17 protein-coding genes are annotated in these 15,877 nt (G+C 44.9%); 13 read left to right on the top strand and 4 right to left on the bottom strand.

Annotated elements, in window-relative coordinates; genetic code table 11:
• Window positions 1–150: 150 nt before the first annotated feature.
• The 7 genes from acnA (at window position 151) to OQ477_RS05305 (ending at window position 4,947) form a co-directional block, all read left to right on the top strand.
• On the top strand, window positions 151–2,877 hold the full coding sequence (acnA, locus tag OQ477_RS05335) for an aconitate hydratase AcnA (RefSeq protein WP_017417878.1): 2,727 nt from the start codon (window positions 151–153) through the stop codon (window positions 2,875–2,877).
• A 61-nt stretch (window positions 2,878–2,938) separates the two neighbouring features.
• Window positions 2,939–3,448 carry a TlpA family protein disulfide reductase gene (locus OQ477_RS05330; protein ID WP_265971657.1) on the top strand — a complete coding sequence of 170 codons (510 nt, stop codon included), beginning with the start codon at window positions 2,939–2,941 and terminating at the stop codon, window positions 3,446–3,448.
• Window positions 3,449–3,526: 78 nt separating this feature from the next.
• Window positions 3,527–3,652, top strand: coding sequence for an FbpB family small basic protein (locus OQ477_RS05325; protein ID WP_012117651.1), 126 nt, complete (start codon window positions 3,527–3,529; stop codon window positions 3,650–3,652).
• Window positions 3,653–3,715: 63 nt separating this feature from the next.
• Complete coding sequence (locus tag OQ477_RS05320; RefSeq protein ID WP_003153977.1) at window positions 3,716–3,862, top strand: acid-soluble spore protein N; 147 nt, start codon at window positions 3,716–3,718, stop codon at window positions 3,860–3,862.
• Between the two features lie 24 nt (window positions 3,863–3,886).
• Window positions 3,887–4,129, top strand: a complete 243-nt coding sequence (gene tlp, locus OQ477_RS05315) for a small acid-soluble spore protein Tlp (RefSeq protein WP_007410320.1) — start codon at window positions 3,887–3,889, stop codon at window positions 4,127–4,129.
• An 86-nt stretch (window positions 4,130–4,215) separates the two neighbouring features.
• Window positions 4,216–4,632: a YbgC/FadM family acyl-CoA thioesterase gene (locus tag OQ477_RS05310; protein WP_003153973.1), complete on the top strand. Its 417-nt coding sequence runs from the start codon at window positions 4,216–4,218 to the stop codon at window positions 4,630–4,632.
• 15 nt (window positions 4,633–4,647) lie between these two features.
• Window positions 4,648–4,947, top strand: coding sequence for a hypothetical protein (locus OQ477_RS05305; RefSeq protein ID WP_007410319.1), 300 nt, complete (start codon window positions 4,648–4,650; stop codon window positions 4,945–4,947).
• A gap of 30 nt (window positions 4,948–4,977) precedes the next feature.
• Here the strand turns inward: OQ477_RS05305 and OQ477_RS05300 are convergent, their stop codons facing one another.
• Together OQ477_RS05300 and plsY are read right to left on the bottom strand one after the other, a co-directional pair.
• A complete protein-coding gene (locus OQ477_RS05300; protein ID WP_007410318.1) occupies window positions 4,978–5,265 on the bottom strand; it encodes a HesB/YadR/YfhF family protein in 288 nt (95 codons plus the stop codon).
• Between the two features lie 88 nt (window positions 5,266–5,353).
• The gene (plsY, locus tag OQ477_RS05295; protein ID WP_007611761.1) at window positions 5,354–5,935 is read right to left on the bottom strand and encodes a glycerol-3-phosphate 1-O-acyltransferase PlsY; all 582 of its coding nucleotides are present in this window, start codon (window positions 5,933–5,935) and stop codon (window positions 5,354–5,356) included.
• A gap of 151 nt (window positions 5,936–6,086) precedes the next feature.
• Here plsY and OQ477_RS05290 point away from each other — a divergent pair, with 151 nt between their 5' ends.
• The 3 genes from OQ477_RS05290 (at window position 6,087) to parC (ending at window position 11,311) form a co-directional block, all read left to right on the top strand.
• On the top strand, window positions 6,087–6,494 hold the full coding sequence (locus tag OQ477_RS05290; protein WP_007410316.1) for a CoA-binding protein: 408 nt from the start codon (window positions 6,087–6,089) through the stop codon (window positions 6,492–6,494).
• Between the two features lie 423 nt (window positions 6,495–6,917).
• Window positions 6,918–8,885 carry a DNA topoisomerase IV subunit B gene (gene parE / locus OQ477_RS05285; protein ID WP_007611767.1) on the top strand — a complete coding sequence of 656 codons (1,968 nt, stop codon included), beginning with the start codon at window positions 6,918–6,920 and terminating at the stop codon, window positions 8,883–8,885.
• A 2-nt stretch (window positions 8,886–8,887) separates the two neighbouring features.
• Window positions 8,888–11,311: a DNA topoisomerase IV subunit A gene (parC, locus tag OQ477_RS05280; RefSeq protein WP_038458139.1), complete on the top strand. Its 2,424-nt coding sequence runs from the start codon at window positions 8,888–8,890 to the stop codon at window positions 11,309–11,311.
• Between the two features lie 53 nt (window positions 11,312–11,364).
• On the opposite strand, the gene OQ477_RS05275 is transcribed toward parC, so the two are convergent.
• Window positions 11,365–11,490, bottom strand: coding sequence for a hypothetical protein (locus tag OQ477_RS05275; protein ID WP_007410313.1), 126 nt, complete (start codon window positions 11,488–11,490; stop codon window positions 11,365–11,367).
• Window positions 11,491–11,514: 24 nt separating this feature from the next.
• The gene (locus OQ477_RS05270; protein ID WP_003153956.1) at window positions 11,515–11,868 is read right to left on the bottom strand and encodes a hypothetical protein; all 354 of its coding nucleotides are present in this window, start codon (window positions 11,866–11,868) and stop codon (window positions 11,515–11,517) included.
• A 376-nt stretch (window positions 11,869–12,244) separates the two neighbouring features.
• Between OQ477_RS05270 and OQ477_RS05265 the strand changes: the two genes are divergently transcribed.
• The 3 genes from OQ477_RS05265 to OQ477_RS05255 all read left to right on the top strand — a co-directional run bounded on the left by OQ477_RS05265 (window position 12,245) and on the right by OQ477_RS05255 (window position 15,869).
• Window positions 12,245–13,663: an alanine/glycine:cation symporter family protein gene (locus OQ477_RS05265; protein WP_224181760.1), complete on the top strand. Its 1,419-nt coding sequence runs from the start codon at window positions 12,245–12,247 to the stop codon at window positions 13,661–13,663.
• Between the two features lie 200 nt (window positions 13,664–13,863).
• On the top strand, window positions 13,864–14,820 hold the full coding sequence (locus OQ477_RS05260; RefSeq protein ID WP_032875057.1) for a sugar kinase: 957 nt from the start codon (window positions 13,864–13,866) through the stop codon (window positions 14,818–14,820).
• 29 nt (window positions 14,821–14,849) lie between these two features.
• On the top strand, window positions 14,850–15,869 hold the full coding sequence (locus OQ477_RS05255) for a zinc-binding alcohol dehydrogenase family protein (RefSeq protein WP_265971655.1): 1,020 nt from the start codon (window positions 14,850–14,852) through the stop codon (window positions 15,867–15,869).
• Window positions 15,870–15,877: the final 8 nt, after the last annotated feature.

Raw genomic sequence — 15,877 nt, 5'->3', positions numbered from 1 at the left:
GCTGATAAGACGATCTTATTGTATTTAATAAAAACATTGTTATTTACTTATGTATGATTTTATACTAAGATGAAATTGTGAGAAAATTGTGATGGAATGTGAACATTCATCTAAAGAACGATCTTGATCATTGAAGGGGGATTTTGGAGAATGACAAATCAGCAAAAAGTCGCAACACAAGACGTTTTCCAAGCAAGAAAAACATTTTCTTCAAATGGGAAAACATACAACTACTATTCATTAAAAGCATTGGAAGACGCAGGGGTCGGCAATGTTTCAAAACTTCCTTATTCTATTAAGGTTCTTTTGGAATCTGTTTTGCGTCAGGTAGACGGACGTGTCATTACAAAAGAACATGTTGAAAATTTAGCAAGATGGGGTACTGCTGAATTAAAAGATATCGATGTGCCGTTTAAACCGTCACGGGTTATTCTACAGGACTTTACCGGTGTTCCGGCCGTAGTTGACCTGGCATCTTTAAGAAAAGCCATGGCCTCTGTCGGCGGAGACCCTGATAAAATCAATCCTGAAATTCCGGTTGACCTGGTCATTGACCACTCCGTACAAGTCGACAAAGCCGGTACGGAAGACGCGTTAGCCATTAATATGGACTTAGAATTCGAAAGAAATGCAGAACGTTATAAATTTTTAAGCTGGGCAAAGAAAGCGTTTAACAATTATCAGGCGGTTCCGCCTGCAACAGGTATCGTTCACCAGGTAAACCTTGAGTTTTTGGCAAGTGTCGTTCATACGAAAGAGGAAGACGGAGAACTTGTGACATATCCTGATACATTGGTGGGAACAGATTCCCATACAACAATGATTAACGGAATCGGCGTCCTCGGCTGGGGTGTCGGCGGTATTGAGGCGGAAGCGGGAATGCTCGGCCAGCCTTCATATTTCCCTGTTCCTGAGGTCATCGGCGCGAAACTTGTCGGAAAATTGCCTAACGGAACGACGGCGACTGACTTGGCGCTGAAAGTCACTCAAGTGCTGCGCGAAAAAGGCGTAGTCAATAAATTTGTTGAATTCTTCGGTCCTGGTGTTGCTGAGCTTCCGCTTGCGGATCGTGCGACTATTGCCAATATGGCGCCGGAATACGGAGCGACTTGCGGATTCTTCCCGGTTGACGAGGAAGCACTTTCTTACCTGCGTCTGACCGGCCGTGAAGAAGAGCAGATCGATATTGTGGAAGCATACTGCCGCAACAACGGTTTATTCTATACGCCTGACGCGGAAGAGCCGATTTTTACAGACGTTGTGGAAATTGATCTGTCAAAAATCGAAGCGAACCTTTCAGGACCGAAACGTCCGCAGGATTTAATCCCGCTTTCCGTTATGCAGGAAACGTTTAAAAAACATCTTGTCAGCCCGGCCGGCAACCAAGGATTCGGAGCGGATGCTGCTGAAGAGAACAAAGAAATTTCATTTAAACTTAACAGCGGTGAAGATGCGGTTATGAAAACAGGGGCGATTGCAATCGCCGCTATTACAAGCTGTACGAATACATCAAACCCTTATGTATTAATCGGTGCCGGATTGGTAGCCAAAAAAGCGGTAGAATTAGGCTTGAAAGTGCCGAATTATGTTAAAACGTCACTTGCACCGGGGTCTAAGGTTGTTACTGGATACTTAGTCAACTCAGGCCTGCTTCCTTACATGAAGGAGCTCGGCTTTAACCTCGTAGGGTATGGCTGTACGACATGTATCGGGAACTCCGGCCCGCTTTCTCCAGAGATTGAAGAAGCGGTTGCTAAAAATGATCTCTTGATCACTTCTGTCTTGTCGGGTAACAGAAACTTTGAAGGACGGATCCATCCGCTTGTCAAAGGAAACTACCTTGCGTCACCTCCGCTTGTTGTCGCATACGCATTAGCAGGCACTGTGAATATCAACCTGAAAACGGATCCGATCGGTGTCGGAAATGACGGACAAAATGTTTATTTCGATGACATCTGGCCGTCCATGGATGAAATCAATTCTCTCGTCAAACAGACTGTTACGCCGGAATTATTCCGCAAAGAGTATGAAACGGTATTTGACGACAACCAACGCTGGAACGAAATCGAAACGACGGATGAAGCGCTGTACAAGTGGGATCAGGATTCCACTTACATTCAAAACCCGCCGTTCTTTGAGGAAATGTCTGTAGAGCCGGGAAAAGTTGAGCCTTTAAGAGGACTTCGCGTTGTCGGCAAATTCGGCGATTCCGTGACGACTGACCACATTTCTCCGGCCGGAGCGATCGGAAAAGACACACCGGCGGGCAAATACCTGCAGGAAAAAGGCGTTTCTCCTCGTGACTTTAACTCTTACGGCTCACGCCGCGGAAACCATGAAGTCATGATGAGAGGAACATTCGCCAATATCCGCATTAAAAACCAAATCGCACCGGGTACAGAAGGCGGATACACAACACATTGGCCTACCGGGAAAGTGACATCTATTTATGATGCCTGCATGCGGTATAAAGAAGATAAAACGGGCCTTGTCGTCCTGGCCGGAAAAGATTACGGAATGGGCTCTTCACGTGACTGGGCTGCAAAAGGAACAAACCTGCTCGGCATTAGAACAGTCATTGCCGAAAGCTTTGAAAGAATTCACAGAAGCAACCTCGTCTTTATGGGTGTGCTGCCGCTCCAGTTCAAACAGGGTGAAAACGCGGATACACTCGGCTTAACCGGTAAGGAAGTCATCGAGGTGGATGTTGATGAATCTGTACGTCCGCGTGACTTGCTGACTGTCAGAGCAATCAGTGAAGACGGTACGGTAAAAACATTTGAAGTTGTTGTCCGTTTTGACAGTGAAGTGGAAATTGATTACTATCGCCACGGCGGCATTTTACAAATGGTGCTTCGCGATAAAATGAAACAGTAGCAGAATGAACAAAGGAGAGAAAGCAGTCTGCTTTCTCTCTTTTTATGCGGGAGGCCTTGAGATGCTTGCGAAATGGCTGGGCGGAATGTTACTTATCGGGTTGTTAGTGTATGCGGGCTGGAACATTTATTCTGTACAAAAAAGTCCGAAAGAAGGGACAGAAGAAGGGATGAAAGCCCCTGACTTTACACTTGATACATTGTCAGGAAAAAGTATCTCCCTTTCTGATTATAAAGGAAAAAAAGTGCTCCTCAATTTCTGGGCGACGTGGTGCAAGCCGTGCCGAATGGAAATGCCCGATATGCAGGAGCTGCAGAAAGAATATCCTGATATTGCGGTAGCAGCCGTTAATTTTACGTCCTCTGAAAAAAATATACAGGCTGTGAAATCATTTGCTGATCATTATCAGCTGACCTTTCCTATTCTGATTGACAAAAGCGGAATTAACGGAGATTTCAACGTGCTTTCTTATCCGACAACATACATATTAGACGAAAAAGGAACCATTCAGCACATTCGCGTAGGCACGATGACAAAAAAAGAAATGAAAGAAAAACTGGCTCTCAAATAGAGGTTCAGTTTTTTTATTGTGAAGGGCTTAGGTTTTGAAAAATTGGAAAAAATGAATGAAAACACGGAGGTGAGAAGATTGAAAAAAATGCGAAAACGTTCTTTTCATGAATTGGTTATGGAAAATAAACGTGAGCTGATGACCAATACGGAATATTTGAATCAGCTTGAAGAAAAGCTGGAGCAGCGGTTCAAACAAAAATAACCTTTAATTTGCAGTCATGTTTGCACCTCCTTTTGCAAAATATACTCTTAAGGAGGGATGAACATGGGCATAAACAAGAAAGACGGCCAGCCGCAATACGCTCCGAGCCACTTAGGGACAAAACCCGTTAAATATAAACGCAACAAAGGGGAAAAGTTTCATGACAAGTCAAACGGACATCCGATTGTCATGCAGACGAAAGGCGAATAACACCATCAAAGGAGAGCAGACATTATGACAAACAATTATCAAAAACCGAATCCGGATGACCGCTCCGATAACGTTGAAAAGCTGCAGGATATGGTGCAGAATACAATTGAAAATATAGAAGAAGCCAAAGAATCAATGGAATTTGCGACAGATGAGGAAAAACAACGCATTCAAGAGAAGAATGCCAGACGCAATGAAAGCATTGAATCGTTCCGCAGTGAAATCCAGGATGAATCGGCTGCAAGAGAAAACGGCTATCAATCATAATAAAAACCAGGGAAACCTGGTTTTTTTCTCTTTCCGGCTCGTTATGATAAAATGGGGCTAATCTGATAATAAGGGAGCAGAGAACGTTGCATGTGTCAAAAAAAGAAATAGAAGTGCGTTATGCGGAAACAGATCAAATGGGCATCGTCTATCATGCCAATTACTTAGTCTGGATGGAGGTCGGCAGAACGGCGCTGATTAAGGAACTCGGATTCCTTTACAAGGATATGGAAGATAGAGGAGTGCTGTCCCCTGTATTGGATATCAGCATTTCTTATAAAAAGCCGCTCCGCTACGGAGAAACGGCTGTCGTACATACTTGGATTGAAGAATATAACGGATTTAAAACCGTTTACGGCTACCACATCTATAATCCGGATCAAGAACTTGCCATCAAAGCGACATCCTCTCATATATGCGTTGATAAAGAGAGCTTCAAACCGATTCAGTTTCGCAAGGCTTTTCCTGATTGGCATGCCGCTTACGAAAAGGCAAAAAAATAAGGAGCGGCTGCAGTTATGGCATTTGGAATTACGCGTAAGGAACTGGAAAGGTGGAAGCGGGATGTATCGGAAGGGAAAATCGCTTTTTTAACGCATTACTGGCTGGACGACCGCTTTCCGGAGGCTAAGACCGTGACGAAGGCCGGTTCAAGCGATCTCAATAAACTGATCAGATGGGGAGCGGAGTACGGGCTGAAGCCGGAGTGGATTCACCATAAAAATGAATTTCCCCACTTTGACCTGCTCGGTGATACGCAAAGAAGCATATTAGAAAAAGAACATCTGACTGATCATCTCAAAAGGTTCAGGCTGTAAAAAAAAGAACGCATCCGCTGCGTTCTTTTTTTACACATAATCAAATACCGGCTCTTCCGCCTGATCTGAATATGTGACTGACAAATCGTGATTATCAAAGTACCATAAGTCGCTTTCTTCAATAAAAAAGGTAATGCCTTCAACTTCCGTGCTGGTGCCGATGTTCATCGGCCGGTCTTTTAAAATGCCGAGAGAAAAGCCTTTCTGAACGTTGCTGCATCCCCCGTAACGGACAAAGAAACGGACATGGTCGCCTGTTTCCAGATCGAGCTCTTCTTTGTACCAATCCAGCGCGCCTTTCGTTACTTTCATGTTCATCCGGAACACTCCCTTTTTGTTTCTCATATAAAGAAATTATCTCTATTATAAACGCATATGGCATTTTGATGTCAAAATTGAAGTTTCATCAAAACCATTTGATCTTCGGTTCTGTTTTGTTTATAATCCGTTTGATGTTTGCCCTGTGTCTGTAGATAACAAACGCGGTCAAAAGCGTCACTACGATTAATAAATAAGGGTCTTTTACAAACAGACAGTAAATAATCGTATAAATCCCTGTTAACATTGAAGACAGAGAAACAAATTTCGTAAGGAATAAAAATACGAAAAATACTGCAACCATCGTAACGAATAACAGCGGAGCATAAAACAGCAGGACGCCCCCTGATGTGGCTACGGCTTTGCCTCCCTTAAACTTTGCGAACACGGGGAATACATGGCCGATTACTGCTGCCACCCCTGCGAGAAGAGGATGAATGGGGACGTGCAGTAAATATGGGAGCGCCGCGGCCAGGGTGCCTTTTAAAATATCGGCTGCGACGACGACAGATCCCGCTTTAACGCCAAGCGTGCGAAAAGCATTTGTAGCGCCCAAATTGCCGCTTCCGTGTTCTCTAATATCGATCCCTTTCGCAAGTTTGCCTACGATTAAACCTGACGGGATGCTGCCTATTACATAGGCCAAAATAATCAATAAAGCAATCAACATCTACATTTCTCCTTTTCAATGTCCCTTCACTCTATTTTAACACGAGTTGTTACCGTCTGATGACAAGTTTTTTGAGAATTAAGCTGACAAAGCGCTTTTTTTGATTCCGGCGAAGCGGTCATGTACAATATATCAAAAGGAGATGGTAAAGATGCAAAATCCTTCAAAGTCAGAGATTAAAGAAATTCTGGACCGGAGCAAACGGATCGCAGTCGTCGGGCTGTCAGACCGTCCCGACCGGACTTCTTACATGGTTTCCAAAGCGATGCAGGATGAAGGGTATGAAATTATTCCCGTCAATCCAACGATTGATGAGGCGCTTGGCGTTAAAGCCGTCGCTTCATTAAAAGACGTGGAAGGACCGATTGATATCGTGAATGTGTTCAGACGCTCTGAGCAGCTTCCCGGCGTCGCTGAAGAATTTTTACAGACGGACGCTCCCGTTTTTTGGGCGCAGCAGGGTCTTGCAAATGAAGAAGCGTATCGCATGATTACAGACAAAGGACGGACAGCTGTTATGGATTTATGTATAAAAGTCGCCCGCGCTGTTATAAAATAGGAACAAAAAAGGCAAAAATCCTTGGCAAATCAGGGGTTTTTGCTTTTTTATTGAAAGAATACTCTTTGCGTATGATGATGAAACAGATACAATAAAGCATGAACAGCTTTTTTAGAAACCCCTTTATACAGGGGTTTACAGTCTGTTTGCGATGGCCCGCATAAAGCTATATAATAGAAAGCGAACTCATGTTCCTATCCGCCGAAAAGGGCACCAAAAAGATGAAAAGCCGTTCGAATGTATGTCTTGCGGCCTAAAAAACGAGCCATTCGCTTAAATATGTTGCGAAATCAAGCATATTGGTTATAATTGTGAGTCCGAGGAGAATTGGACCGAAGCTTGCGCATACTGAAAAACAAAGACATGAAAACATTTAAAAAAGAGAATGATTAAGAGCAGGTTTTTTGAAAGGGGTTTGTACGTTTGGCTAGAAAACAGCAATTTGATTACAACGAAGATGCCATACAGGTGCTTGAAGGCCTGGAAGCCGTCAGAAAACGACCGGGAATGTACATCGGTTCGACGGACGCACGCGGCCTGCACCATCTGGTATATGAGATCGTCGACAATTCCGTCGATGAAGTTCTTGCCGGCTACGGAGATCATATTATCGTAACGATACATAAGGACAACAGCATCTCTGTACAGGACAGAGGACGCGGAATGCCGACCGGGATGCATAAGCTCGGAAAGCCGACGCCGGAAGTTATTTTCACCGTGCTGCATGCCGGGGGGAAATTCGGACAGGGCGGCTATAAAACAAGCGGCGGTCTGCATGGTGTCGGCGCATCTGTCGTAAACGCATTATCGGAGTGGCTGACAGTTACTATTGAGCGTGACGGATATGTTTATAAACAGCGGTTTGAAAACGGCGGCAAGCCCGTGACTTCACTTGAAAAAATCGGAACGACCAAAAAAACGGGAACGCTTACCCATTTTAAACCTGATCCGTCAATGTTCAGCGCAACGGTTTATAATTTTGACACGCTGTCAGAACGTCTGCGCGAATCGGCTTTCTTGTTAAAAGGTTTGAAAATAGAATTAATTGATGAACGGAACGGCGTAAAAGAAGTATTTTATTATGAGAACGGAATTGAAGCATTTGTCGCTTATTTAAACGAGGAAAAAGACGCTTTATGCGAAGTGGTTTCCTTTGAAGGCGAGCATCATGACATTGAAGTCGATTTCGCGTTTCAGTTTAATGACGGGTATTCAGAAAATATGCTGTCATTCGTTAATAACGTCAGAACAAAGGACGGCGGCACCCACGAATCAGGAGCCAAAACGGCAATGACAAGAGCGTTTAACGAGTATGCGCGAAAGGTCGCTCTTTTAAAAGAGAAAGACAAGAACCTTGAAGGCGCCGATATCAGGGAAGGTTTGTCCGCAATTATTTCCGTGCGTATCCCGGAGGAACTGCTGCAATTTGAAGGCCAGACGAAAGGGAAGCTTGGCACAAGTGAGGCGAGATCCGCCGCGGACGCCGTCATTTCCGAGAATCTTGCTTATTTCCTGGAAGAAAACCGCGATACGGCGACCCTGCTTGTCAAAAAAGCGATTAAAGCCAGCCAGGCCCGTGAAGCGGCCCGTAAAGCGAGAGAAGAAGCGAGAAGCGGCAAAAAGCGAAAAAAATCAGAAGCGACGCTGAGCGGAAAACTCACACCGGCCGGTTCCAGAAATCCGGCGAAGAATGAATTGTATCTTGTGGAAGGAGACTCTGCGGGAGGTTCTGCAAAACAGGGAAGAGACCGGAAATTCCAAGCCGTGCTGCCCCTTCGCGGAAAGGTCATCAACACAGAGAAAGCAAAGCTTGCAGACATCTTCAAAAATGAAGAAATCAATACGATTATTCATGCGATCGGAGGCGGTGTCGGCGCAGATTTTGAGATAGACGACATCAACTATGACAAGATCATCATCATGACGGACGCGGATACCGACGGTGCGCACATTCAAGTCTTGCTGTTAACGTTTTTCTACCGCTATATGAAACCTTTAATCGAGCACGGAAAAGTCTTCATCGCCCTTCCGCCTCTTTACAAAGTGAGCAAAGGAAGCGGTAAGAAAGAGATTATTGAATATGCTTGGTCCGACGAAGAAATGGACGGCGTTTTAAAGAAAGTCGGCAAAGGGTATACCATCCAGCGCTATAAAGGTCTGGGAGAAATGAACGCAGACCAGCTCTGGGAAACGACGATGAATCCCGAATCGCGAACGCTCGTCAGAGTCAAGATCGACGATGCGGCACGGGTAGAGCGCCGCGTAACGACATTAATGGGAGACAAAGTAGAACCGAGAAGAAAATGGATTGAAAAGAATGTTGCCTTCGGATTAGATGAGGAAAGCAATATTTTAGAAAATGAAAACTTGTCGGTCGCTGAGGAGGTTTAATAGTGGCACAGCCAGAATTATTTCATGATTTACCGTTAGAAGAAGTAATCGGCGACCGTTTCGGACGCTACAGTAAATACATTATTCAAGACAGGGCGCTGCCCGACGCTCGTGACGGTTTAAAGCCGGTGCAGCGGAGAATTTTATACGCCATGCACGCAGACGGAAATACATTCGATAAAAATTTCCGTAAAGCGGCGAAAACGGTCGGAAACGTTATCGGTAATTATCATCCGCACGGTGACAGTTCCGTTTACGAAGCGATGGTGCGGATGAGCCAGGATTGGAAAGTGCGGAATGTGCTGATTGAGATGCACGGCAACAATGGAAGCATTGACGGTGATCCGCCGGCTGCCATGCGTTATACGGAAGCGAGATTATCTTCTATCGCATCAGAGCTTTTGCGTGATATTGATAAAAATACGGTTGAATTCGTACCGAACTTTGATGACACAAGTAAAGAGCCGGTTGTTTTGCCGGCCATGTTCCCTAACTTGCTTGTCAACGGATCAACCGGGATTTCGGCAGGCTATGCGACTGATATTCCCCCTCATCATCTGGGTGAGGTCATTGATGCCGTCATTAAACGGATTGAATCTCCGGATTGCACCGTCGATGACTTGATGCAGGTGATTAAAGGTCCTGACTTTCCGACAGGAGGCATTATTCAAGGAGTCGACGGCATTCGGAAGGCTTATGAAACCGGTAAAGGCAAAATTATTATCCGCGGCAAGGCTGAAGTGGAATCCGTAAGAGGCGGACGGGAGCAGATCGTCATTACAGAAATTCCGTTTGAAGTAAACAAAGCCAATCTCGTAAAGAAAATGGACGAATACCGCATAGACAAAAAAGTCGAAGGTATTTCTGAAGTCCGGGATGAAACTGACCGCACGGGGCTTCGGGTGGTCGTTGAGTTAAAGAAAGAAGCCGATGCAAAAGGCATCCTGAATTTCTTATATAAAAACACTGATCTGCAGACAACATATAACTTTAATATGGTCGCCATACATAACCGCCGGCCGATGCTGATGAGTCTTACGGCCATCCTGGATGCGTATATTTCCCATCAGAAGGAAGTGGTGACAAACCGCTCCGTCTTTGAATTGCAAAAAGCAAAAGAGCGGCACCACATCGTTGAAGGATTGATGAAGGCGCTGTCTGTGTTAGATGAGGTCATAGCCGTCATCCGGGCAAGCAGCGACAAGAAAGATGCGAAGCAAAACTTAATGTCTAAATTCGCATTTACGGAGCCGCAGGCCGAAGCGATCGTATCCTTGCAGCTGTATCGTCTGACAAACACGGATATTACGGCGTTAAAAGAGGAAGCGGAAGAGCTCAGCAAGAAAATTCAGGAGCTCGAAGCCATTTTAAGTCATGATAAAAAGCTGTTAAAAGTCATTACAAGCAGCCTGAAAAAATTGAAAAAGACCTATGCTGACAGCAGACGGTCTGTCATTGAAGAAAAGATTGAGGAAATTAAAATCAATCTTGAAGTCATGGTTGCCTCTGAGGACGTATATGTGACAGTCACAAAAGACGGCTATGTAAAACGAACAAGCCAGCGGTCATTTGCCGCTTCTAACGGCCAGGATTTCGGTATGAAGGATACTGACAGGCTGATTCACCAATTTGAAATGAATACAACGGATGTTCTCCTGCTCTTTACCAATAAGGGAAGCTATGTTTATTGTCCGGTTCACCAGCTTCCTGATATCAGGTGGAAAGACATGGGGCAGCACGTAACGAACATCATCACGATTGACCGTGATGAAACCATCGTGAAAGCTATACCGGTAAAAGAATTTGATCCATCTTCATATTTATTGTTTATGACGAAAAACGGCATGGTGAAAAGAACTGAAATGACGCATTACAAAGCGCAGCGTTACTCGAAAGCGCTTGTTGCCCTTAACCTTAAAGGGGACGACGAGCTCATTGATGTTCATGTCACAGACGGCGGCAGCCAGCTGTTTATCGCCACCCGCCTCGGGTACGGTTTATGGTTCGGTGAAGATGAAGTAAATGTAGTCGGTGCCCGTGCGGCCGGCGTAAAGGGCATAAATTTAAAAGACGGTGATACCGTCGTATCAGGACAAATCCTGCATGAGACAGATTCGCTTGTCCTTGTCACACAGCGGGGAGCAATCAAGCGGATGAACCTATCTGAATTCGAAAAAACATCCAGAGCGAAGCGCGGTGTCATCATGCTGCGTGAGCTTAAAAAGAACCCGCATCGTGTTGTCGGCGTATTCGCATGCGCTTTGGCCGACATGATCGCTGCGGAAACAGAAAAAGGCGAGAGAATCGAAATCGCCGTGAAGTCCTTGCGGGCGAATGACCGATACAGCAACGGTTCCTTCTTTACCGATGAAGATGAGACAGGGCCGGTAACAGATGTATGGCGTATCCCTGCGTCTGATGTTTAAGAGTAAAAATAAAATAAAAAAAACCTCCGCTCATTGAGCGGAGGTTTTACTATTTAGCTTTCATGGTTGCCGAATAAGTCAGTGATAGCGTGAATGACTTCGATTCCCTGCCATACAAATAAATTCAATGCGGTGAATGAAAATAACCCTAAAATCACCATTCGTAAGATAAACAACATGTTTAACAACCTCCTCATTTTATGTTACATAGATAGGCGATGTTGAACATGAAGCTCATCGAAATACGAGGACTGATAAAATTTAGCGATTAAAAAGCTTTTCTTTCGCTGTCTTCTCCGGGAAGCGGGGCGTCTCCTGTCTGATATCACGATCAGTGAGACAGAAGCGGCAAAAAGCGCCGTCAAGATATATGAGCCCGTCAGCGATTTTTTCTCATCATCAGCATTTTGGCCGGCCTTCATTTCGTGCATTTCCTGCTGGTCGGCTACCGCTTTAAAATGATGAGCAGTATCAAACGCATGGGGAATGGAGAGCAAATGAAAGCTTGCAATCGCTAAAAATAAAATAGAAGCTTTTAAAAACAAGATTTTTTTCAAATGTTCTCCCCCCTTCATAAGTCTGAATATTTTTATTATAATACCCTAATTTAAATGTAAAGTAAACCTATTTATTAAATTTAAAAAATTATTATCCTGGTTAAGTATATACCATTCCATCCATCTTTTCATCTCTTTTTTCTTAAAGACCTATTTGTTATGATATGCACGCATTCCTTAAGACGTGACAACATTTTTCGGGCTGTAAGATAAAAAACGGGGCATGACAGCAAAAGACGTGATGAAGAAACCGAAACATTTTCCTAAAAAAACTTCTCAACCACTGTTGTTGTGATATAATAATACTCGTTATGTTAAAAGATCTAACATATGCAGCAAAAATGACAGTAAAAGATATGTAAAAGGGAGGTTAAACATGGAGGCTTTCATCAGTGAAATCATAAATGTTCCAAATGATTTTATTTGGAAGTATCTTGTTTATATTTTAGTCGGGATCGGATTGTACTTTACGTTCCGTTTTCGCTTTATTCAATTCCAATACTTTATTGAAATGTTCAGAATTGTCGGGGAGAAGCCGCAAGGAAATAAAGGAGTGTCTTCAATGCAGGCATTCTTTATCTCGGCCGCTTCTCGTGTCGGAACCGGAAACTTGACCGGCGTCGCGCTGGCGATTGCAACAGGCGGTCCCGGCGCAGTATTTTGGATGTGGATCGTAGCGATTGTCGGTATGGCTTCCAGCTTTGTGGAAAGCACCTTGGCGCAGCTGTATAAAGTGCGTTCCGGTGACGAATTCCGCGGCGGTCCGGCATATTACATGGCAAAGGGACTGGGCGCCCGCTGGCTCGGTATTTTATTCGCCGTATTGATTACCGTTTCTTTCGGACTTATCTTTAACGCTGTGCAGTCAAATACGATTTCTGTCGCGTTTGACGAAGCATTCCATGTGAATAAAACAGTTATCGCAATCATTTTAGCTGTATTAACGGCTTTCATTATATTCGGCGGTCTGAAACGTGTTGTTTCCGTCTCGCAATTAATCGTTCCGGTTATGGCGGGACTGTATATTCTGCTTGCGCTGTATGTCGTGATTGTAAATATTACGGCGGTACCTGAGCTGTTTGCTGCGATTGTGAAAAATGCGTTCGGTCTTGAGCAGATCGTCGGCGGAAGCTTAGGAAGCATCATTATTATCGGAGCGCAGCGCGGCCTGTTTTCAAACGAAGCGGGTATGGGGAGCGCGCCGAATGCCGCAGCGGCTGCACATGTGACGCATCCGGCTAAGCAGGGATTAATTCAGACGCTCGGCGTGTTTTTTGATACATTTATCGTTTGTACATCGACTGCCTTTATCATTTTATTGTACAGCTTTACGCCTAAAGGCGACGGCATCCAAGTGACGCAAGCCGCACTGCAGCACCACCTCGGCGGCTGGGCATCGACATTTATTGCGATTGCGATGTTTTTATTCGCATTCAGTTCAGTTGTCGGCAACTATTACTATGGTGAAACGAATATTGAATTTATTAAAACAAGCAAAACATGGCTTAATATTTATCGCGTATTCGTTGTCGTAATGGTGGTATACGGATGTTTGGCTGACTTCCAGATCGTCTGGGACATGGCAAACTTGTTTATGGGACTCTTGGCTCTCATTAACTTAGTGGCAATCTTACTGCTGAGTAATGTAGCCTACAAGATCTATAAGGATTATGCCGCTCAGCGCAAAAAAGGTCTTGATCCTGTATTCAAAGCCGAGAATACTCCGGAGCTCAAGCATATTGAAACATGGGCGGAAGAAGAAGGTACAAGCCCCGAACGTAAGACTGCTAACTGAGGAAACATGCATACAATTTTCAAAAACCCCTTACATTTTGCTGTGAGGGGTTTTTTTATGTGAAAAACCGTTTTTTTACTGAAAACAGATTTTTTTGAATTTACTGTAATTTTTCTCTTGCGCGTGTAAGGGTTTTCATATAAAGTTTTACTAAACCGGTTTACCAAACCGATTTAGTCTTAAAAGAAAGGAGTATTGATGTGGCTTCTGATTATGGCATTTTTACGATCGGTGATGCGATGATCACCTTAAATCCCGCAAGCACAGGGCCTTTGCGTTTTGTTACCCATTTTGAACGAAAAGCAGGAGGAGCTGAACTGAATTTTGCGATTGCATGCGCCAGGTTGAATCTGCACTCAAAGTGGGTCAGCAGACTGGGGAAGGATGAGTTCGGCAGAGTGATTTATCAGTTTGCCAGAGGAGAAGGAATTGATGTGACTGACGTCTCCTATGTTGAAGGCTTTCCTACATCTTTAAATGTCAAAGAGATCAGAAATGACGGTTCAGGCAAGACGTTTTATTACCGTTTCAATTCACCAATTCTGACTCTTGCACCGGAAGATATAACAGAGAATATGTTTGACGGCATTCACATCGTTCATCTTACCGGTGTGTTCCTCGCGCTTGATAAGAAAAATCTTGAAATTGCTGAAAGGGTGCTTTCCATCGCCAAAGCAAGAAAGATTCCCGTATCTTTTGATCCGAATATCAGGCTGAAGCTGTGGACGATTGAGGAGGCGCGTGCGGCATTTCATCAAATCTTTCCGCATACTGATATTCTTCTGGCGGGCCGGGACGAAATGAAACAGCTGACAGGTATAGGGGAAAATGAAGCATTAGCCCGGTTTGCAGAGACCTATTCAATCAGTCAGCTCGTCATAAAAGACGGTGAAGCAGGTTCTGCGCTGTATCATGATCATAAGTGGGTTCACAAAGAGGCTTTCCCAGTTGCGCCTGTTGACACGGTAGGAGCGGGTGACGGCTTTAATGCCGGCTACCTGTACAGTTATCTGCATGGTTTTGAACCGGAAAAACGTCTGGAGTTTGCCAATGCGGTCGGTGCGCTCGTCACCACAGTTTCCGGTGACAATGAAGGGCTTCCCTATCTAGAAGAGGTTCTGTCATTTGTAAACAAAGAGACTGTGATTGAACGGTAGCAAGCACAACTTAAAAAGCGGGTGAGAAAATGAAAGCGGTTCTAGTACGGAAAGCATTTGATCTGGTAGTGACGGAATGTGAGAAACCGTCTGTTGTCCATGCGGATGATGTTCTTGTCAAGGTGAAGCGGGTCGGAATTTGCGGATCAGATTTGCATATTTATCATGGGACAAATCCGTTAGCGTCCCTGCCGAGAGTAATCGGACATGAAGTCACAGGGGCTGTCGCAAAGACCGGTTCTCATGTCCGGCGTTTCAAGCCGGGTGACCGCGTAGTAGTTGAACCGATATCTTATTGCGGAACATGCTATGCCTGCCGGAAAGGACGTCCGAACGTCTGCAAAGCGCTTTCGGTGTTCGGCGTTCATGAAGATGGCGGGATGCGGGAATATATCGTGGTTCCGGAAAAGCAGCTGCATGCCGTTTCCCCCGATCTGCCCTGGGAGGAAGCGGTCATGGCAGAACCATATACGATCGGCGCCCAGGCCGTTTGGAGAGGCCGTGTCGAGAAGGAAGATACCGTTTTGATTCAGGGAGCGGGACCGATCGGAATCTGCATATTAAAAATGGCAAAGTTCAAAGGCGCTTCCGTCATGATAACCGACTTGAATGATGAACGCTTGGCATTCGCTGAAAAAAACGGTGCGGACGTTACCGTCAACGCGCAAAAAGAAGATCCCGTTTTGCGAGTGAACGAATGGACAGAAAATGAAGGCGCCAATGTTGTCATTGATGCCGTCTGTCTCCCCTCAACGTTTGAAACGTCCATTGACGCGGTGTCTCCGGCCGGTCATGTGGTTGTGCTTGGTTTTGATGAGAGGACTGCCGGCATTTCTCAGCTTCCGATCACAAAAAAGGAAGTCACGATAACCGGTTCAAGATTGCAGACGAATCAGTTTCCGTACATTACAGACTTACTGAATAAAGGCCTGTTAACGCACGGCGGTCTTATTACACATACATTTTCAGCAGATGACGTCCATCAAGCATTTCAGTTGATCGAACAGCACCCGGGCAAGGCGGGAAAAGCAATCATTACGTTTGATTAAAGGAGGAG

The organism is Bacillus sp. ChL18, assembly GCF_026241425.1.
Classification (GTDB): domain Bacteria; phylum Bacillota; class Bacilli; order Bacillales; family Bacillaceae; genus Bacillus; species Bacillus velezensis.
The sequence above is the reverse complement of the archived record's forward strand: the minus strand, read 5'-3'. Positions and strand labels throughout refer to the sequence as shown.

Bases quoted from the DNA above. Each gene is read 5' to 3' on its own strand.
- acnA (WP_017417878.1), top strand. From the start codon at position 151: ATGACAAATCAGCAAAAAGTCGCAACACAAGACGTTTTCCAAGCAAGA.
- OQ477_RS05330 (WP_265971657.1), top strand. From the start codon at position 2,939: ATGCTTGCGAAATGGCTGGGCGGAATGTTACTTATCGGGTTGTTAGTG.
- OQ477_RS05320 (WP_003153977.1), top strand. From the start codon at position 3,716: ATGGGCATAAACAAGAAAGACGGCCAGCCGCAATACGCTCCGAGCCAC.
- tlp (WP_007410320.1), top strand. From the start codon at position 3,887: ATGACAAACAATTATCAAAAACCGAATCCGGATGACCGCTCCGATAAC.
- OQ477_RS05305 (WP_007410319.1), top strand. From the start codon at position 4,648: ATGGCATTTGGAATTACGCGTAAGGAACTGGAAAGGTGGAAGCGGGAT.
- OQ477_RS05300 (WP_007410318.1), bottom strand. From the start codon at position 5,265: ATGAACATGAAAGTAACGAAAGGCGCGCTGGATTGGTACAAAGAAGAG.
- plsY (WP_007611761.1), bottom strand. From the start codon at position 5,935: ATGTTGATTGCTTTATTGATTATTTTGGCCTATGTAATAGGCAGCATC.
- OQ477_RS05290 (WP_007410316.1), top strand. From the start codon at position 6,087: ATGCAAAATCCTTCAAAGTCAGAGATTAAAGAAATTCTGGACCGGAGC.
- OQ477_RS05275 (WP_007410313.1), bottom strand. From the start codon at position 11,490: ATGTTGTTTATCTTACGAATGGTGATTTTAGGGTTATTTTCATTCACC.
- OQ477_RS05265 (WP_224181760.1), top strand. From the start codon at position 12,245: ATGGAGGCTTTCATCAGTGAAATCATAAATGTTCCAAATGATTTTATT.
- OQ477_RS05255 (WP_265971655.1), top strand. From the start codon at position 14,850: ATGAAAGCGGTTCTAGTACGGAAAGCATTTGATCTGGTAGTGACGGAA.